The organism is Stagnihabitans tardus (assembly GCF_009925085.1).
Lineage (GTDB): Bacteria > Pseudomonadota > Alphaproteobacteria > Rhodobacterales > Rhodobacteraceae > Stagnihabitans > Stagnihabitans tardus.
This window is the reverse complement of the sequence record NZ_JAABNR010000014.1, coordinates 49246-68159: the sequence shown is the minus strand read 5'-3', so window position 1 is coordinate 68159 and position 18914 is coordinate 49246. Positions and strand designations below refer to the sequence as shown.

The following is an 18914-nucleotide window of genomic DNA, read 5'->3' as shown; positions in this document are numbered from 1 at the left end:
GGCCGAGGCGCGGTCCCGATGAGGAAACCGCAACCCGTATGCCCATTATGAGGTCGGACCTCTGCGATCACTTGGCTCGACGGGTCACATGATCCTGTGTCAGGAAACGGCTGACGTCTTCAGGGGCGAGTTGCGCCCGGATATGCGCCCGAAGGGCATCCAGACCACGGGCGACGAGATCGTCGTTGAAATCCCCCAGCATGGACGAAAGCGTGATCGCCTCGATCCCGACCTCGTGCGCCCGGGCGACCAGGCTATCCCTTGCACCGTCCCCCGCCGGATCGTTGTCGCGAACGATATAGAGCCTGCGCAGATGTGCCGGAAAGAGAAGGGCTGCAAGATGTCCGGCCGACAGCGCTGCAACCATCGGCATCTTGGGCAGGGCCTGTCGGAGGGAGAGCACGGTCTCGATGCCTTCCCCCGCTGCCATGACCTCTTTGGCCAGCCCGAACCGGACCGCGTGGCCGAGCAAGTCCCCCATCGCCTTCCGCTGCGTGTCGACAGGTGCCTTGCCGCCGCCATTACGCGCGAGCCAGGTACGGTGCACTCCGGTGACCTTGCCCTCGAGGTCGGTGACAGCAGCGATCATGGCGGGCCAGGTCTCGGTCTGATCCTCGCCCTGCCCCCGGTAGTAGCAGTTCGGGTGGAACTTCAGGGCGCCGGTGTCGCGGAGATCGGTGATGCACCGGCCCCGCAAATAGGTTGCCGCCAGCGAGCCTTTGAGCGGACCGGACATGCTGAAGAGCCGCCGTGCCGCTTCTGACGATCCAGAGGGTGCGGGAGGCTGTTTCAGGGTCGGGGTGTTCGGCACCGGGTCCAGTTGCGGCAAGCTGAGGAAGCGGCGGGCTTCCTCGAGGACGTCGGCGAAGGTGCTAAGCCCAAGGCTTTCGCGGATGACGTCGAGGAGGTCACCATGAGTTCCCTCGGATGGATCCTGCCATTTGCCAGCGGCGCCTTTGCCCGAAGCCGGACCCGTGAGGCGCACGAACATCGAGCGCCCTGCGGTGTTGCGGACATCACCGGCCTGCCAGTAATTGCCCTGCCTGCGCCCGTTGGAGAGATAGGTTCGGCAGACCGCCTCGGCCTGCCGGCCAAGGCGCTGCGCCAAGTCTGCGGCATCAATACGGGACATCAGGCAACCTCACGCTCGGAAATGCGCGAGATAGGCCAGAGGTTGAGTAGCTTGGCAAGCACTCCCGCGCCGTCTGGCCCGACTGGCACGAAGAACCGCAGTTTCCAGGAAATGATCTCGCTGAAAAGGCCGTAAGCCCGCAGACGGTCGCGCATGCCTTCGGTGAATCCGGTCAACTCGATCCGGTTCACCCCCATGACCCTGGAACGGCGGAGTTGCAGGCCCTCGGCGAGATCGAGAATGGTCTTGCCCCCGAGCAACGCAGCATAGGCCTGATCGGGGGTCAGGTCTGGCACCCCTGCCCCGGTCGCCGTGGCGGCCCAGGCGGGAGAAACCCTGCGCCCGATGATCCGCTCGCCGTCATCGGTCTGCAGGCGATAAACGCGGGTCTCGTCCTGGGGCAGGCGCTTCCAGACCGGCAGCAGCAGGCCCGAGACGACATGCAACGTGCTGTCGGTGAACTCGGGCACTTCGGCCACTTCGGCATTCCAGGCCGCGACAAAGGTCGGCCTATCCGATTCGACCCATTGTGTGCCGCCCATCAGGCGGATGGCGATGTTCTGCGCCTCGGTCGGTCGGATGAGCCGCGCGCGCCGTTCGATCTCGCCATCATCCAGCATCAGGCTGGTCGTCGGCACCTGCACCGCCGCCCGGCCAGAGCGGGTGTTGATCATCAGGACGGTGCGCGGGTCATCGAGTTCGGCAAGCGCCTCGTCCAGCAGCCGGGGCCGGTTGCGGCGGCGCTCTATGATGGAGAGAAGCCGGGTTTCTGCGCCGGTGGTCGGATGGGTGTAAATCACCTGCCGGTCGGTGACACGGAAACTCTCGGCACGAAGCGTCTCCAACCCGAGATCATAGGTGCCGGAGGCCATAGCCCCGTCGATGCGCGCCTCAAGGAGTTGCTCGAAGGCCGTGAAGAGGATGCCCTGCATCTCGATGGTCAGGGCCAGGAGCCGGTTCAGGAAAGTGGTGATGGGCGGCAGGTCATCCTTGATACCATTGCTGTCCATCAGTTTGAGGCCGGTTGCCGCCTCGAACCGCTGCAGCGAGCAGCCTTCGATTTTGCCGCGCACGATCAGCAGGTAGAGCTGGCGCAGCGCATCGCGGGCATAGAGGCTTTCGAGATTGTCCTCGGGCCGGAACAGCCCCTGCCCTCCCGTCTGGCGTTGCCCGCGGGTGATCGCCCCGAGCGTATCGAGGCGGCGCGCGATGGTGCTAAGAAACCGCTTCTCTGCCTTCACATCGGTCGAGATAGGTCGGAACAGTGGCGGCTGTGCCTGATTGGTCCGATTGGTGCGGCCGAGGCCCTGGATGGCGGCATCGGCCTTCCAGCCCGGCTCCAGCAGATAATGGACCCGCAGCCGCTGGTTCTTCGCCGAAAGCTCGGCGTGGTAGCTGCGCCCGGTGCCCCCGGCATCGGAGAAGATCAACACCCGCTTCTGGTCATCCATGAAGGCGGAGGTCTCGGCAAGGTTTGCCGATGGCGCGCGGGTCTCGACCGCCAGCGGCGCCGCAGGGCCTTCGCCCTTGCGGATGATGCGGCGCGAGCGGCCCGTGACCTCTGCGACCACTTCCGTCCCGAAATGCTGGATCACCTGATCGAGCGCCCCCGGGACAGGCGGCAGCGAGCCCAGGTGTTCCAGCATCTCATCCCGCCGGGCGACAGCCTCGCGGCATTCGACCGGCTGGCCATCGCGGAACACCGGCCGCGAGGACAGATTGCCTTCGCCATCGGTGAAGGGCTCATAGAGCTGCACCGGGAAGGAATGCTGGAGGTACGACCCTACGTATTCCCTAGGAGTGACATCCACCGTCAGGTCATTCCATTCCTCGGTCGGAATCTCCGCCAGGCGTCGTTCCATCAGCGCCTCACCGGTCGAGACGATCTGGATGACGGCGGCATGCCCTGCCGCGAGATCAGCCGTGACCGATCGGATCAGGGTCGGGGTTTTCATCGAGGTCAGCAGGTGCCCGAAGAAGCGCTGCTTGGTGGATTCAAAGGCCGAACGCGCGGCAGATTTGGCCTGGCGGTTCAGCGTTCCATCGGAGCCAGTGATGTTGGCCGCTTCCATCGCCGCATCGAGGTTGTTGTGGATGACGGCGAAGGCGCCCGCGTAAGCATCGTAGATGCGGCGCTGTTCTTCGGTCAGCTGATGCTCGACCAGCTCGTATTCGACACCGTCGTAGGAAAGCGACCGCGCGGTATAGAGGCCGAGGGCGCACAGATCGCGGGCCAGCACTTCCATGGCCGCAACGCCGCCCGCCTCGATCGCCTCGACGAACTCCGCGCGGGTGGCGAAAGGAAAATCCTCGCCGCCCCAGAGGCCGAGCCGTTGTGCATAGGCGAGATTGTGGACCGTCGTGGCCCCGGTGGCCGAGACATAGACCACGCGGGCATCCGGCAGCGCATGCTGTAGGCGCAGACCCGCCCTGCCCTGCTGCGAGGCTTCCACATCCCCGCGTTCGCCCTTGCCACCACCGGCATTCTGCATGGCGTGGCTTTCATCGAAGATGATGACGCCGTCGAAGCCGCGGCCGAGCCAGTCCACGATCTGGCGCATACGCGAGACCTTCTCGCCGCGATCATCCGAGCGTAGTGTCGCGTAGGTGGTGAAGAGGATGCCTTCCGACAGGGTGATCGGCTTGCCTTGGGCGAAGCGCGACAGCGGTGTGACCAGGAGCAGTTCCTGGCCAAGGGCCGACCAGTCGCGCTGCGCGTCCTCGATCAGCTTGTCGGATTTGGAAATCCAGACCGCCTTACGCCGCCCGCGCAACCAGTTGTCGAGGATGATCCCGGCGGATTGGCGGCCCTTGCCTGCCCCGGTGCCATCGCCCAGCATGAAGCCACGGCGGAAGCGGACCGAGCCAGACGCGCCGTCAGCCGCCGCGTTGACCGTGTCGAAGGTCTCATCAACGGTCCAGCTTCCGGCGAGGTGGTCAGAATGGGCCTCGCCGGCATAGATCACCGTTTCGAGCTGGGCATCGGAAAGCCGGCCGCAAATATCGGCAGGCAGCATGGGCCGATAGGTCGGGCGTGGCGGCGCGACTGAGGCCATGGCGGCGGATTGCACCAACTTCGTCGGATGCGGCACCGCGCCGGGAATCCGGATCGATTGCAGGCCGTATTCTTCATAGATCGCATCGGAGAGGCGTGCAGCATCGGGCGGCACAGCATCGACGGTCTCGTAAGCGAGCTCGAGGGCCGCTGGCGAAGCGGTGGGTTTGCGCATTGCCGGGGCCGCATTCGCCCGAGCGATATAGCCTCGGACCGAGCGCGCAGCAGCGGGCTGGGTCGGCGATGGTGGCTTCGGCAAATCCACCGACAGGCGCGGCGGCACATGGTCGGCGATCCAGCGGAGCAGGGTCGCGACGTCCGGCGCCGTGCCGGGCGGGGCCGGAAACTGGGAAGGATCGGCAGCGGGGACTTTGTCGATGACCGTCAGCCGCGGCGGAAACGTCGTGCCGTGGCGCGCATAGACCGAGCCGTCTATCGCCGCCGAAAACACGACGGTCGCGCGTTCCTGCTGCCGGACGAAAGCCTCGCGCCAGGGTGGCATGTCGGGGCCGAACCCCGCGCCGGTGATCGTCACAAGCCGCCCGCCTGGGGCAAGCCGCGCCAGAGCGGAGGCGATGTGGCGGTAGGCGGCATCCTGCACTTTGCCGGTGACATTCGCCATCGCGGAGAACGGCGGGTTCATCAGGACCACCGAAGGCACATCTGCGGGATCGAGATGGTCGTGGATCTGTGCCGCATCGAAGCGGCTGACAGAAAGGGCCGGGAAGAGGGAGGAGAGGAGGTCAGTCCGGGTGTCCGCCAACTCGTTGAGGATCAGACGCCCGCCGGAGATTTCGGCGAGGATGGCCAGGAGGCCGGTTCCGGCTGAAGGCTCCAGCACCACGTCGTCGGGCCGGATTGCCGCGGCGGTCAATGCAGCGAGTCCGAGCGGAACCGGCGTCGAAAATTGCTGCAGTGCCTGGCCTTCCTCGGAGCGGCGCGTGTGACTGGGCAGTAGGCCCGTGATCTTCGAGAGGGCGGCCAGTCGCACTGTGGGCGTGTCCGCCTGGCGGAAGATGGCGCGGCCGTATTTCCGCAGGAAGAGGACAGTCGCGGCCTCGCAAGCCTCATACGCCGTCTTCCAGTCCCAGAGGCCTGAGGCATCAGAAGCGCCAAAGGCGGTTTCCACGGCCGTACGCAGCAAGACGGCGTCGACGCGCTGCCCGCGTTCGAGCAAGGGCAGCAACAGGCCAGCCGCAGCCAGGATGGCAGAGGCCGGGGCGACCGGCGCTTGCGCAAAGGTCGCCGGGGAGAGGTCGTTCATCGGGAAATCCTCAAGAGAGCAGGAACGGGTCAGGCCCGATCAGCGCTCTCTCTCACCCGCCGGACCCGACCCGTCCCGGCACCCCTCTCTCTCTTCGCGCCAGGGATCGTTGCCCGGATGGGGGGAGACTGCCCCGGCAGGCTCCAGTCCGAAGGACCAGAGCGCGGTCCCGGCAGAAGGCCGGGAGGTGCCACATACAGAAACATCAAGAGTGATCAACCCTCGCGATATTCCGTCGAGGTATTTACACCCACACGCAAATAGGCCGACACTGACACGCGAACGACATGTAGGTGGTATTCGGAATGAAGACATTTTGGGACGAGCAGCCAGCAGGCCAAGCAAACCTGCTTCGCCTTTTGACGCGGGAAAGCAAGTGGCTTGCTTGGGAAGATCAGGAGCCGAACCCAGATGATGGTCCGACCGCCCGACGCAGGACGGGTTGCAAGGACCTGGTCGACGAAGTGCTCCAAGCTGCGCTCCATTCGACGAACGTTATTGTCCTGTTGGGGTCTGGTGCGTCCTTCTGTGCCAAGAACGACGGTTCCGCTTCGGCTCCCGGCATGGGAGATCTGTGGGACACAGTTCAATCCGCGATCGATACCGCCAAGAGCGAAATAGGTATGACCTTTGAAGAAGTGGTTCGCGCAGTCACCGGTCGAGCCGCAGCAGACTTAAAGAAGAACATCGAGGGATTGCTCAGCCTGTGCAAAATTCAGCTCGAACTTCTGTCAGTGCGCGCCAGTGCTGAAGGAGCAACTTCGGATGCAAAAATGCGAAACACGCTGATCCGGTTTCTTACTCAGGCCGAGCAGACAATCCTGGACCGCGTGGACTTCGTCACGGAAAAGACCGCCGTGCAAGCACACATGTCGTTACTGCAGAAGTTTGCTCGTCGAAGCGGAGAGAAACCACGGGTGCGCTTGTTCACGACGAACTATGATCTGTGCATCGAACAGGCCGCGCTCCGACAGAATATCGTCCTGATCGATGGTTTCTCCCACAGCGCTCGACAGAGATTTAACCGCGATAACTTCCAACATGACATAGTCCGGAGAACCGCGATCAGCACGAAGGCCGAATACGTAGACGGCGTCTTCCATCTCTATAAGTTGCATGGATCCATCGATTGGCGGCGGCAACCGGACAACGTTGTTATTCGCAGCACTGAAAACACGTCGACCCTACGGCCCGTCCTGATCTACCCACGTTCGTCCAAGTACCAAGAATCCTTTGAGAGCCCATACCTTGACATGTTCTCCGCCTTGCAGAGCTGCCTTCGCGAGCCGGACACCACGTTGATCATCGCAGGGTATGGATTTGCCGATGATCATATCAGTTCGCCGATCTGGTCGGCGCTGGAGTCGAACTTGTCCCTCAGATTGGTCCTTTGCGACCCGGCCCTGCTAGACCCGAAGAAGCTGGATAGCGCATCACTGGCGGGCGACAGCCACCTCATCGATGCGGACATCGAAGGGCAAAGGGACTATCAGAAGCGAATAATGAAGCTGGTTCAGCAAGGGGACGCTCGAATTTCGGTACTTAACGGAAGGTTCGAGGATCTGGCGGACGCGGTTCCAGTCATCTCGGGCGAATCCGACCGTCAGAGGCTACAAAACCGTCTAGAACGCATTCGTGCCGAGGGTACCGCATGACCGATAGGGCAGCGCTGGTCGATCCTGCAAAGCGAATTGGGACCGTTACACGGGTATCTGCTAGCCAAGTCGAGCTCACGCTACCGATGGCCCTAGCAGCATCCGGGCGACGAGGAATGGCTCGCGGCGCGGTCGGCGACTTCGTCTTCATTGACTGCGACCGTGACGTCATTCTTGGGCGCATCACCGAAGTGACCATTCCAGAAAAACAACGAAGTAGCCTTGAGCACCAGATAGAACAAGACCCTTTTGTCGAACCTCAAGGCCGCCTGCAGCTCTTGGCCACCGTAAGCAAAACAACGCAAAAGGTGTCGCGAGGCATCAATTCGCAGCCTAGGGTCGGCGATGGGATATTCTTGGCGGACGGCCATGCACTTTCGTTGGCCGTCAAGGACGCTCTAAAAGGCGAAACTACTCGCCCGGGAGGCCCACTGCTGGTCAATCTCGGTCGTCTTTCTGGAATTGATGGAGCAGACATAAGCATCCCGCCGGAAAAACTCTTTGGCCGTCACTGCGGAGTGTTTGGCGCCACCGGAGGAGGCAAGAGCTGGACCGTCTCACGTCTTGTGAACGAGGTGGTCCGTTTGGGGGGGAAATGCATCCTATTCGACCCAACCGGTGAGTTTACAGGCAAGGTAGGCGGCGCACGCCAGTTTGCGTTTGGCGAGGCTGGCGCCAAAGATCAGCCCTTGGCTCGGTTCCCGAGTCGGCTGCTCTCCGAACTGGATCTGCACGCGCTGTTGACCCCGACGGTCCAAAGCCAAGGGCCCGCATTGAGAAGCGCGACCAAGAGCCTGAGGTTGGCGGAGGCACTTCTTTCTGAACCCGCCCCGTTTCCAGTCGAACCGGCAGGAGGACTGAGAAATGTCCAGATCAGTCAAAATGGTCAGGCCTTCGGATTCATCACCATTGATGAGCATGGGACAGTCTTGAAGGCCAACAAGAGCTGGAACGCCTTTGGAAAAGCGGAGCGTATTTTGTCCGAAAGGCTGTCGTCGGAGCACTGTGACTTCGACCTTGGAAGCCTAGCGCGACAAGTCAAGAACGAGTGCATCTTTCCAACGGGCGACAATGCTGGATTCTTCGGCGGGCCTGACAAGAATATGGCAGGGTATTGCAATTCTCTCATCGTCCGGATCGAAACCTTCTTGTCCTCGCCGGAACTGGCGTGCCTCTTTTCAGACCGCGGTGTCGACATCTGTTCGCAGATTGATGCATTTCTTGCAGATCCGAACGCTCGCGCGCTGGTCTTGTCGTTCGAAATGGTCAGCTTCAAGCACAATACACGCGAGATTCTTCTCAATACCCTGGGTCGACACCTGCTGGGCTTGGCGCGAAAAGGGCAGTTTCGGGATAATCCGATGGTTTGCTTTCTCGATGAAGCACATCAGTTTATCGGACGGTCCGTGGGCGACGACCTGAATCGCGTTCCGCTTGACGCTTTCGGCCTGATCGCCAAGGAAGGGAGAAAGTATGGGTTGACGACTGTTATCGCTACGCAGCGCCCGCGCGATGTGCCGCAGGATGTACTCAGCCAACTTGGTACGCTGTTCGTCCATCGATTGACCAATGAACGGGATAGAGAGACGATCGAGCGGGCCTGCGGTGATCTGGACAGAAGCGCCGCCGCCTTTATCCCGTCGCTTGCGCAAGGCGAGGCAATCGTAGTCGGACCAGATTTGCCGGCGCCGCTACCCATCCTAATGACCCAACCAGAGAAGGGGCAGCGCCCAGCCTCTCACGGGCCGCAATACCAGGAACGCTGGGGGCAAGACGCAAAGGTTGTGGAGTAGGTCGTTCGGGCATGGTTTATGGAGCCGGCTTGCGAAAGACCGTTGATTCAGACATCGTCCGGAGAACTTCCGTTCGCGGTTCTCTGTGGGGGTTTTCTTGGATGCCGTTGCACGACCTCGCTCTCCAGTTCCGTGTATGGCTTTGGGGGATAAATCCGCCGATCTGGCGTCGAATCGTCCTTTCTCCAGACTTGAACTTCGCTGAACTCCATGAGGTCCTTCAGGCTTGTTTTGGTTGGCAGAATAGCCACATGCACCAGTTTACTGTCGGCGGCCTAATCCTCGGTGCGCCTGAGTTCGAAGACGGTGGATTAGGACAACGACGCGTTCTCGACGCAGCAGACCTTGCCCTTCGCGATCTTGATTTCCACCGGATCAAGAACCCCTATTTCCTGTATGAGTACGACTTCGGCGATGGCTGGGTTCATCAACTGGACCTCGAGACCCACGTCCGGCTGGATAACCCCGAGAAGAAAGCGCATCTCTTGGATGGCGAACGAAGTGGACCACCCGAAGACAGCGGGGGTCCTCACTCATATGATGAATTTGTTGCATCCTTGAACGATAAAGACCATCCGGAACACCGGTCAAACCGGAAGTGGGTCGGCAAATCCTTCAATCCGGAGGCGTTTGATCGTACCAAAAGTCAGAAATCTGTCGACTTGGCTCTCAGGAAAGCCCGCGGCAGCTACAGCTTTCGTTCAGAAGGATAACCTAGGGCTTATAGCCCTTCGGTGCAAACAGGAGTGAAACGCCATCGGCCCCGGTCTTTCGACCGGGGCCTTTGTATTGGCGATCAATCGCCGCGGCGGGTGTTGGGGCGGGACCAGATCAGGCTCGCGCCCTCGCCGTCTTCGTCATCGAAGAGGTTGGCGTAGATCGGAGCGGCGAAGCTCGGATCGTCCAGCTTCAGGCCCAGGTATTCGCGGTTCTCGTTCGATTTCTTCGTCCAGGCGGCGCCGATCTCGGCGCGGCCGACCAGGACCCGGTGGGTGGGGGCATTCTCGCCCGAGGCGCCCGAGGTCGGGACGAGGCGCACGCCCTTGGCCTGCAGGCTGAGGGTGAAGATTTCGCCGGTGTATTCGGTGCCGGTCTTCTTGAAGGTGCCGATGGTCGCCATGATCTTTCTCCGTTTTGCTCTGTTTCGGGCCCGCGTCCTTGCGGCCTCGATGGCGATCGACAGCCCGGAGGCGACCGATGGCGCAGCCCCGCATCCCGGGGTCCCCTGCACGCTCGCGTGCTGGGGTGGGTCGGGGCCCTGACAGCACAGGAGGAACTTTCTTGCCGCGCGAGGAATGACGGTGCCCGCACCGACAGGGGAAGAAAGTTGTGACGACGCTGTTGCGCCGAAGCGGTCGAGGCGAAGACATCCTTCGGGCAGATCAGCCCATCACCAGAGGCCGTTTGGACGCGGGCTGGGACAGACGGGCGAGGAGATCAAGGCGACCCTGAAGGCCCAGAACTAGAGACAGGACTGGCACCACAGACGATGAGAACCCTCAGCCCATCAGGCCTGCGTGTGCCCCCCCCTGCCCTGCTGCCTCGCGGCATTCGCCGCGTTATTGGGTTCTGGTCTGCCCGCCGAAGGCTGAGCAACAGACGGTCCTCGAACGACCTGGCCGCAATCGGGCCAAGATGCTGGTCGATCAGGGCTGCGGTCTCCAACACCTCCGCCCAAATCGGGGACAATCAGACGGCGGGGCTGTTGCCCGGGCCCCCCTGCCCCACTCACCGCCAAGCCGATGATCGCCTAGCAAAGATCTGTCGAGACCACTGGGGCCATGATGGCCCGATACGATCGCTGACGTTGGGCAGTGCGTCTGCGCCTCATGTGCAGCATAAGCCAGTTCCATCCGCCAAATGGAAACACCCCCCGACGAAACCGCCGGAGGGTGCCACAGGATTGCGAAGTGCCAGTCAGATCGGTGCCGCCCACTGTCAGTCGATCGCCTTGAAGATCTCGCCTGCCTCGGGATGCTCGCCCGCGAACTCGTAGAGCCGCATGTAGGCCTCCGACAGCTGATCGGCTTCGTGCTGGAACGAGAGATGTGACAAGGCAAAGAGAGTGGCGATGATCCCGGCGGCCTCCGCCGAAACCTCGCCCATGTAACCGTTGGTCTCGCAGAAGATGCGGAAGCGCTTGTCACCGTCGGGCGACAGGAACAGCGGCTGGCCTTTCCGTTCGTGGAAATGCCAGAGGCCGCCGGTGTAGTCGTCCGGGGCGAGCCAGGACATGAACTGATAGACGGCGCGCTCGCCAATCAGCATCAGGGCGGAGCTGAAGAGGGCGGGCAAGAAGGCCATACGGCGCGCCTCGGGCACGAGGGTCGCGGGTTTCAGGGTGGTCGCAGCATCGGTCATCGGGAATCCTCTGGATCAGGGGTGAAGAACGTGCCCCGGCAGTTCTCTCGACCCGCCCGAACGCCCCCAGATTCCGACCCATCTCTCGCTCTCTGCCGGGCGCGGAGTTGATTTCGTTCTCTATTTGTTCAATATATCAAGGAACGATCCGCATGGGAGACCCATCATGGACGCTGCCCCTTTCGCCATGCCCGCCACTGAACGCCAGATCGCCTATGCGCGGTCGCTGGCGCTCCGGAACCAGAGCCTTCTGCCTTGGGAGGTCCAGCAGGACTGCCGCTCGCTCAGCGCCTGGATCGAGGCGCAGGCGAAGCTGAAACCCTCCGACCCTGGCCAGCCGACCTCGAAGCAGGTGGCCTTTGCCGAACGGCTCGCGCGGGTCAAGCGCCGCGCGGTGCCGGATGAATGCTTCCGAGACCGGCAGTTGCTGTCGCGCTGGATCGACAGCAACAAGTAGGCCCGCAGGTTTCCGAGAGGGACCGATCAGGCCGCAAGGCTTTGCCGTACGAAGCTCGGGGCGAGGTCGCGCCAGAAGGGACCGACGAGGCGGCCTTCCAGCGCACGTGCGCGAAGGATCAGCGCATCCGCCCCAAATAGATTTCCGGCCTCCACCACCGCCCGAGCTTCGGCCCGCAGGTGGCACGCCTCGCTGACCACGCGCCGCGCCTCGGCATCACTGGTCACAGGCGCGCACCAGGCGATCATGCCCGCCTGCACCTCGCCGGCCAGGACGAGGCAGTGATCGGCATCGAGGACCGTTACGAACTGCGGCACCAGCCGCAGATCCGGGTCGCGATCTGCCGCGATCAGACCCGGCGCGACGGAGATGGCAGCCTTGGCCATGGCGGCCGTAAGGTCGCCGAAGGTGCCGAGATCCACCTCGCGCTCGAAGCGCAGCTGATCGAGCGCCGGGTCGTCCCAATGCGCGCGGCACTGGCAACTGACGCGGAGCGGCAGGCGGGTCGCAAGGCGCAACTGAGCCAGGGCCCCGCCAACGAAGTTGTCGCGGGAGTCGCGGAAGGCGGTCTGGGAAATGGGGGCGGTCATCGGGGTCACTCCGTGACGGGCGGCGGGAGACCTCCACCCACCTGTCAACCCGTCACGGACCCTCCCTTCCGCCTCTGCCTCTGGCGGGTGCCCGACCGCAGATCAGGCACCCGCCTTTCGAACCGTCAGCCCCCTGCCCTGCCCCGCCAGCCGATGAAACTCGACAGGCCGTCATAGATGGCATGGCGCACGTCATCGATGACGAAGCCGAAGCGGTCGACCTTGTATTCGCCCGAAGGGACAAGGAAACGGCGTTCTTCGGCTTGGGGATCCCGACACCCGCCCCGCGTGGCAATGACTTCGGTGAAACCCGGCTGGTGGTCGGAATAGATCGCAGAGATCACCACCCAGTCGTCCGCATGATCACGAGCGAAGGCCTCGCCATCGCGGATATGGGACTCGCCGGGCTTGAGCTTGCGGCCATGGATCGCCTCCCAGGCATCGGGCCAGCTGTGCCGCAGGGTTTCTTCGGCCTGCCGCCGCTCGTGCCCCGTAAAGAGGTCGGGCCAGGCGACCGCCACGGCCGCCCAGGCGGCGTCCTCTTCGTACCATCCACCAGGCTCGCGCAGGAGCGGATGAACCTTGGCATTGCGATCCGCTGCAAGGTGGAGGCCGCCATGACCGGAGGTCGAGTGAAACACCACGCCCTCGCCATAGCGGACCGCGCCCTGCGAAGGTCCCCACGGCGTGCTGGTATGGGCGCGGAGTTCCTGTCGCCCAAGGGCGGCCTTCTCGCCCTGATGTTCGGCCTGTTCCTGAACGAAGGCGCGGAACGCGGCCCCGTCGGCGAGATCGCCGCCATGGCCGTAAAAGTCGCACCGCTTCCAGTCCGAGAGCGGCTTCGTCAGCCGCCAGCTGCTGCAAAGGAAATGGCCACCTTTGGCCTTCGGGATCATGGCATAGGCGGCATCGCCGATGCGGGCCACCGCCATGCCATCGGCACTGCGGCCGAATTCTGGGACGGGGAAGGAAGCGTGAGTGGGGGTGGCAACGGCAGTGTTCATGCGACCAGCGCCTCCACCGCGTCGACGCCTTCGCCGTTGAGCGCGGCGGTCAGCCATTCATGGGTGCTGATCCAACCGATGCTTTTGCGGGCACCGAGGTCGATGACATGGGCACCGCCCCCGAACGCCTCGAGCCTGGGCCGGGAACACGTATGGGCGTAGTCGAAGCCCCAAAGGCCGGTGAGGTCGAGCTCTTCCGCAAGGCGCAGCACGAAGCGAATGGCGACTTCGACATCGCCCTGTCCGTCATCGTCATGGAACCAGAGAACGGAGCTGCCCGGGCCGTCCTGCAACGAAAGGGCGAAGCCCGAGAATTCGGGATCGTCCGCGTCTTCCTCCTCTGCGCGCAAGCGCAGCAGGAGGTCGAGCGCCGCGGCGGCGTTTTCGGGGGTGCCTGCGTCAAGGGCGCAGGAGAAATGGGTGAAGTAGTCAGCCACGATGGGCTCCTTTCAGGATGAGAAACCCGGGCCACATGGCCAGGTCAGGATGGGTTGCTGTGGGGAGGAGATCAGCCCGCTTCCGCGGGCTGAGGGCGTTCGGCGGCGGCCTGCGCTGCGGCATGGGCCTGCAGCAGCTCGCGGTAATAGCGCTTGCGCGCCGCGCGCCAGCTGCGGACGGCCAGCGTGTCGGGGTGCAACCGACGGATCGCCGTCCGCAGGACGGTGAGGTTCGAGACCTCCGGCGGCAGGCCGAGGTTCAGATAGGCCCGGCTCATGTCAGCGGACCTCCAGCACAGGCAGTGCCATATGCGGATCGACCTCGGCTTCGATCTTTTGGGTCCGGCCCATCCAGGGCTCGGCCCGGATCGACCGCGCCCAATCGGCAAAGCTGGGGATGAAGCCCAGATCCTCGCGGACATGCTGTTCACCGACCCAACGGGTCGGGATGACCCGACCAGTGGACAGGGTCAGGGTTTTCCCGTGGACCTGCTCCAATAGGAAAATTCCCTCGGCATGATGCCGCAGCGCCCGATGCCGAAAGTCCGCAAGGATGAGTTTCGAGGCGTCGAAAAATTCGTGAAGGGGCAGGTAGTCGTCGACCGTCCCGCCCCATTTCTTCACCGAGGAGAGGGCGTGGTGGTATGGATGTGCCATCTCCGCCCCCTCAGAAATCATGGGTGTAGAGTTCGGACGAGGTAAACCGTTCGTTGAACTCAAGGTGGATGGTCCGGGCGCGGGCATCGATGCAGAACTCGCCATAGGCGCCGTCATTGTCCTGCCAGCCGGAATGGGTATCGGAGAGGAGGTCGTAGACCAGTTCCTCGACGGCACCCTCAAGGGTCAGGCGGCGTTCGGTCGGTGCACCGCTTTGCCAGTCGATGCTGGCAAAGGTGATCTGGGCGGCGGGCAGCGTGACGCTGGCATCGAGGTCATTGCGGGCGTCAATGCTTTCGAGCTGGCCGCTGTCGCCTGAGCCATCGAAGCTGACGAGGACATGGGCAATGCCGACGAGGCGCAGCCCGTCGAACAGCACCTCCTTGTTTCGGGTGTGCAGGGCCACTTCGGCAGCCTCACGCTCGGCCTGTTCGGCCATGATCCGCGCCAGGTCTGGCGCGACCTCGGCGGCCGCCGCAGCGCGGCCGGGAAGGTGAATGGTCATGTCGGGATCTCCGGGAGAGCGGATCAAGGGCAAGCCCGCCGCTGCTCTCTCTTCCCCGGCGGGCTCGCCCTGCCCGCTCCCTTCTCGACCTCTCCCTTGCCGGAACCTTCGGTTCGGCGCCGCTTCCCCGGATGGGCACGCTGGAAGAGCGCGACCCGATGAGGGGAGTGAGGCGCTTCGCGCCTCATTGCCAGGGGTCTATTTCCAGGGCGACGAGCGCCTCGTCGCCGTCGTATTCATCGGACGGCATCGCCCCGTGCGTGCCGTCCCCGGCCTGAAACACGGTGATCGCGACCATCAGCGTGGCGGCAAGGCTGGCGGCGTAAGCGGTGGCATCCTTCTTGGACATGGGGTCGGCTCCTGTCTTCTTGGGGGCGGAGGACCATCCCCCGCGCGACAGGCGCCCGAAGTGTCTGACCGGATCTGCAATCACCCTCGTGCGTTTGGCTCGTCCAAATCCGCGAGGGCGGCACGCCCGCGTAGCCGACCCCTCTGGGGTTGAATGTCAAAGAGACGGATCAGACCAAGGACAGCGAATGGAAGCGGGGGATGGGGCTTTGCCCCGGACAGGAGCCCCTGCCCCGTCTGAGGATGCCCACCGCTCGCCAGCCTTGATGCCATGCGGGTCACCGGCGATCACCATGGTTCAAGCCGGGAAGGAATGGCAGCCCGCTGCCGCAGTTGATGTATACGGGCGGGCAAGCACGCCACCTGGAAATCCCTGGCACGAGGTCGAAGCGCCGAACCCATCGGCACTGCTTTCCTTCCGGCCAGACTGGCCGTCGCGCAAGGGATCGTTGCCCGAGTGGGGGAGACTGCCTGGCAGGCTCCAGTCGGCACGACCAGTGCCTGGTCCCGGCCCTGCCGGGATGTGCAATGCTTTTTGCACACCATCTACCTCTGACACCACCCGCAGCCAAGATCAGAGTCTCCACACTTGATTGTCAGAAAAACATAGCCTATTTTCTGACACATGATGACGCCATCCGCCTCTGTTCCCGACCGGGTCATGAAGCGTGCCCGTGCAAACGGACGCGGCAGCGTTTTCACACCTCGCGATTTCCTCGACATCGCGGCCCGGGCCGCTGTCGACCAGGCCCTGTCACGACTGGCGAAATCCGGCCAACTGCGGCGGCTTGCCCGCGGGCTCTATGATTTTCCCAGGCTGCACCCCAAACTCGGAGCCCTGTCCCCTGCGCCGGACGATGTGGCACAGGCGCTCGCCCGGGAAACCGGTTCCCACCTACAAATCGACGGTGCCCGCGCCGCGAATGCGCTTGGCCTTTCGACCCAGGTTGCCGCCCAAAGCTCCTGGCTCACCGATGGCCCCTCCCGGCGCGTCGTGCTGGGCAAGCGCATCGTGGACCTTCGCCATGCCTCGCCTAAGCATCTAATTGCGCCCGGCAGCCCAGCCGGGACCGTCGTTCAGGCGCTGCGCCATGTCGGCGTGTCCCGCGCTGCAGATGTGGCACAAGTCGCGGCCCGTACCCTGTCAGACGGCGACAAGAAGATCCTCAGCAAGAGCGCAGCTCAAGCGCCTGCCTGGATGCGCGCTACGCTTCTGTCGATTGCCGGTCATGGAACGGGCGACCTTCGTGGATAAGGTCGCCCGACTCCCCGCCGCCGAACGGGCCGCACTGTTCGGGGAAAGCGCCGCCGCGAGAGGTGTCTCCAACACGATCATCGAGAAGGACTTCTGGGTCTGCTGGACCCTCCGGCGTATCTTTGCCTTGCCGAAAGGCGAGACCGCGTCGCTTGTCTTCAAGGGTGGCACATCGCTTTCGAAGGCATATGACGCAATCCGGCGGTTTTCCGAAGATATCGACCTGTCGTTTGACCGCGCCGACCTTGGGTACGCGGGCGAACGAAACCCCGAAAAGGAAGGCCTCGGCCGAAAGAAGGCAGAGAAGCTGATCGACGATCTCGGTGACGATGTCGCGGCCCATATCGCAGGCAGATTTCTCCCTACCCTGCGGGCCGCCGTCGTCAGCGCCTTGGGAGAACCTTCCCAGGGAGAATGGTCTCTGGTCATCGATCATGCCGATGCCCAGACAGTGAACTTCCACTACCCGCCGGCGTTTGCCAGCGCAGAATATGCCGGAATGTCCTACATTACCCCCCGCGTGAAACTCGAACTCGGAGCCCGCGGTGATCCCTGGCCAACCGAGGAAAAGGTGATCCGGCCCTATGCAGCCGAGGACTTCCCTGACTACTTCGAGGACCCCGACACGACTGTGACCGTCCTGTCTGCGCGACGCACCTTTTGGGAGAAGGTCACGGCACTCCATGCAGAAGCCCATCGGCCAGAAGGCTCACCCGCGCCGCAATATTTCTCGCGACACTTCTACGATATCGCGATGCTGCTTGAGACCGTCGAGGGGAAGGCGGCAGCGCAAGATTTCGACCTCCTGGCGCAGGTCGCGCGGCACAAGTCGATCTTCTTCCGCTCGGCATGGGCCAGCTATGACACGGCAAAGCCAGGATCACTGCGGCTGCTGCCGAGTGAGGCAAGGCTCAAGGATCTCCGCGCCGATTACCGCGCCATGGCGCCGATGATGTTCGACGCGAAGGCTCCAGCCTTCGACGAAATCCTGGCCCGGATCGGGCAGTTTCAGGACGATGCGAACCGCTGAGGCCCACTTGGCGCCGGAGAGCGGTTGTCGCCGATCTGGAAGAGGCCTTCGGCCCCGGTCTTTCGACCGGGGCCTTTTCCTTGGCGATCAGTCGCCGCGGCGGGTGTTGGGGCGGGACCAGATCAGGCTCGCGCCCTCGCCGTCTTCGTCGTCGAAGAGGTTGGCGTAGATCGGAGCCGCGAAGCTCGGATCGTCCAGCTTCAGGCCCAGGTATTCGCGGTTCTCGTTCGATTTCTTCGTCCAGGCGGCGCCGATCTCGGCGCGGCCGACCAGGACCCGGTGGGTGGGGGCATTCTCGCCCGAGGCGCCCGAGGTCGGGACGAGGCGCACGCCCTTGGCCTGCAGGCTGAGGGTGAAGATTTCGCCGGTGTATTCGGTGCCGGTCTTCTTGAAGGTGCCGATGGTCGCCATGATCTTTCTCCGTTTTGCTGTTTCGGGCCCGCGTCCTTGCGGCCTCGATGGCGATCGACAGCCCGGAGGCGACCGATGGCGCACCCCCTTCACGGGGGCTGGACAGCACAGGAGGAACTTTCTTGCTTCGCGAGGAATGGCGGTGCCCGCACCGGCAGGGGAAGAAAGTTGCGACGACGCTGTTGCGCCGAAGCGGTCGAGGCGAAGACGTCCTTCGGGCAGATCAGCCCATCACCAGAGGCCGATTGGACGCGGGCTGGGACAAGAAATTCACGGAGATCAAGGCGACCCTGAAGGCCCGGCAGGAAAGACAGGTCAGGCACTTCCGGCGATGGGATCACCTCTGGTTAGGTCAGGCCGGTTTGCACATCCCCCTGCCCTGCCGCCGCGCGACTCCCGCCACCCCACCGGTTCAGGTCTGCCAGCGTGATGGCAGGTAACGAACGATACTCGAACGAGGGCAGCGATTGGGCCAAGACGCTGGCTGATCGGGCTGACACGACGAGTTCAACAGCCCTCCTCAATGACAATCCGGCCGTAGGGCCTTGCCCTCCTCCCCCGCCCGATGTCCTGCCGCTTCAATGATCGCATGGCAAAGGCACGTCGAAACCCCGGGCCACCGCAAATGCACCTGAGCTTGAACGAAACACGAACAGTCACTATGCTTCTTCAGCATATTGTGACGCAGGGACTCGAATGACACCATATCGTGATTGGGACCAAGATTCCGGCATCCGTGCCTATGACATCGGCTCCACGCATGTGGATGTCGCGTTCAAGGACGGAGCGATCTATCGCTACACCTCGGTGTCAGCCGGCCAGGCCAATATCGACCGCATGATCGTCCTCGCGCGATCAGGCGATGGGTTGAACGAATTCATCAACCGGGCCGTGAAGAAGCGATACTCCGAACGCCTTGCCTGAAGGCCCCGCCTCTCAATCCCCCACATGAAAAAACGG

The 18914-nt window shown here is 63.2% G+C and carries 19 protein-coding genes; 7 read left to right on the top strand and 12 right to left on the bottom strand.

Annotated elements, in window-relative coordinates; all coding sequences use genetic code 11:
* Positions 1–67: 67 nt before the first annotated feature.
* On the bottom strand, positions 68–1132 hold the full coding sequence (locus tag GV832_RS15085; protein ID WP_168775715.1) for a DUF7146 domain-containing protein: 1065 nt from the start codon (positions 1130–1132) through the stop codon (positions 68–70).
* Positions 1132–5451, bottom strand: a complete 4320-nt coding sequence (locus tag GV832_RS15080) for a strawberry notch-like NTP hydrolase domain-containing protein (RefSeq protein ID WP_168775714.1) — start codon at positions 5449–5451, stop codon at positions 1132–1134. Before GV832_RS15080 ends, GV832_RS15085 begins: the two co-directional genes overlap by 1 nt.
* 305 nt (positions 5452–5756) lie before the next feature.
* Between GV832_RS15080 and GV832_RS15075 the strand changes: the two genes are divergently transcribed.
* The 3 genes from GV832_RS15075 to GV832_RS15065 are packed head-to-tail and all read left to right on the top strand — an operon-like array spanning position 5757 to position 9612.
* Positions 5757–7106: an SIR2 family protein gene (locus tag GV832_RS15075; protein WP_168775713.1), complete on the top strand. Its 1350-nt coding sequence runs from the start codon at positions 5757–5759 to the stop codon at positions 7104–7106.
* Positions 7103–8899, top strand: a complete 1797-nt coding sequence (locus tag GV832_RS15070; protein ID WP_168775712.1) for an ATP-binding protein — start codon at positions 7103–7105, stop codon at positions 8897–8899. The genes GV832_RS15075 and GV832_RS15070 overlap by 4 nt, the downstream gene beginning before the upstream one ends.
* Positions 8900–8910: 11 nt before the next feature.
* Entirely contained in the window at positions 8911–9612 is a 702-nt protein-coding gene (locus tag GV832_RS15065) for a plasmid pRiA4b ORF-3 family protein (protein WP_168775711.1), read from the top strand.
* An 83-nt stretch (positions 9613–9695) separates the two neighbouring features.
* Here GV832_RS15065 and GV832_RS15060 read toward each other — a convergent pair whose 3' ends face one another.
* Positions 9696–10019, bottom strand: coding sequence for a DUF736 domain-containing protein (locus tag GV832_RS15060; protein ID WP_168775701.1), 324 nt, complete (start codon positions 10017–10019; stop codon positions 9696–9698).
* 818 nt (positions 10020–10837) lie between these two features.
* Positions 10838–11260 carry an antirestriction protein gene (locus GV832_RS15055; RefSeq protein WP_168775710.1) on the bottom strand — a complete coding sequence of 141 codons (423 nt, stop codon included), beginning with the start codon at positions 11258–11260 and terminating at the stop codon, positions 10838–10840.
* Between the two features lie 166 nt (positions 11261–11426).
* On the opposite strand from GV832_RS15055, the gene GV832_RS15050 reads away from it, so the two are divergent.
* Positions 11427–11717 carry a hypothetical protein gene (locus GV832_RS15050; RefSeq protein ID WP_168775709.1) on the top strand — a complete coding sequence of 97 codons (291 nt, stop codon included), beginning with the start codon at positions 11427–11429 and terminating at the stop codon, positions 11715–11717.
* Between the two features lie 26 nt (positions 11718–11743).
* Here GV832_RS15050 and GV832_RS15045 read toward each other — a convergent pair whose 3' ends face one another.
* The 7 genes from GV832_RS15045 to GV832_RS15015 form a co-directional block, all read right to left on the bottom strand.
* Entirely contained in the window at positions 11744–12307 is a 564-nt protein-coding gene (locus tag GV832_RS15045; RefSeq protein WP_168775708.1) for a hypothetical protein, read from the bottom strand.
* 125 nt (positions 12308–12432) lie between these two features.
* Complete coding sequence (locus GV832_RS15040) at positions 12433–13311, bottom strand: DUF7007 domain-containing protein (protein ID WP_168775707.1); 879 nt, start codon at positions 13309–13311, stop codon at positions 12433–12435.
* Positions 13308–13748, bottom strand: coding sequence for a hypothetical protein (locus tag GV832_RS15035; protein WP_168775706.1), 441 nt, complete (start codon positions 13746–13748; stop codon positions 13308–13310). The genes GV832_RS15040 and GV832_RS15035 overlap by 4 nt, the downstream gene beginning before the upstream one ends.
* Positions 13749–13819: 71 nt before the next feature.
* Positions 13820–14026 carry a hypothetical protein gene (locus GV832_RS15030; protein WP_168775705.1) on the bottom strand — a complete coding sequence of 69 codons (207 nt, stop codon included), beginning with the start codon at positions 14024–14026 and terminating at the stop codon, positions 13820–13822.
* A gap of 1 nt (position 14027) precedes the next feature.
* Positions 14028–14405 carry a DUF6915 family protein gene (locus tag GV832_RS15025; protein WP_168775704.1) on the bottom strand — a complete coding sequence of 126 codons (378 nt, stop codon included), beginning with the start codon at positions 14403–14405 and terminating at the stop codon, positions 14028–14030.
* 10 nt (positions 14406–14415) lie between these two features.
* Complete coding sequence (locus tag GV832_RS15020; RefSeq protein ID WP_168775703.1) at positions 14416–14910, bottom strand: DUF6878 family protein; 495 nt, start codon at positions 14908–14910, stop codon at positions 14416–14418.
* Between the two features lie 184 nt (positions 14911–15094).
* A complete protein-coding gene (locus GV832_RS15015; protein WP_168775702.1) occupies positions 15095–15259 on the bottom strand; it encodes a hypothetical protein in 165 nt (54 codons plus the stop codon).
* 624 nt (positions 15260–15883) lie between these two features.
* Between GV832_RS15015 and GV832_RS15010 the strand changes: the two genes are divergently transcribed.
* Positions 15884–16513, top strand: coding sequence for a DUF6088 family protein (locus GV832_RS15010; protein ID WP_227754449.1), 630 nt, complete (start codon positions 15884–15886; stop codon positions 16511–16513).
* Complete coding sequence (locus GV832_RS15005; RefSeq protein WP_227754448.1) at positions 16488–17543, top strand: nucleotidyl transferase AbiEii/AbiGii toxin family protein; 1056 nt, start codon at positions 16488–16490, stop codon at positions 17541–17543. Before GV832_RS15010 ends, GV832_RS15005 begins: the two co-directional genes overlap by 26 nt.
* An 87-nt stretch (positions 17544–17630) precedes the next feature.
* Here GV832_RS15005 and GV832_RS15000 read toward each other — a convergent pair whose 3' ends face one another.
* The gene (locus tag GV832_RS15000) at positions 17631–17954 is read right to left on the bottom strand and encodes a DUF736 domain-containing protein (RefSeq protein ID WP_168775701.1); all 324 of its coding nucleotides are present in this window, start codon (positions 17952–17954) and stop codon (positions 17631–17633) included.
* Between the two features lie 696 nt (positions 17955–18650).
* Here GV832_RS15000 and GV832_RS14995 point away from each other — a divergent pair.
* Positions 18651–18878 carry a hypothetical protein gene (locus GV832_RS14995; protein WP_168775700.1) on the top strand — a complete coding sequence of 76 codons (228 nt, stop codon included), beginning with the start codon at positions 18651–18653 and terminating at the stop codon, positions 18876–18878.
* The last annotated feature ends 36 nt before the right edge of the window (positions 18879–18914 follow it).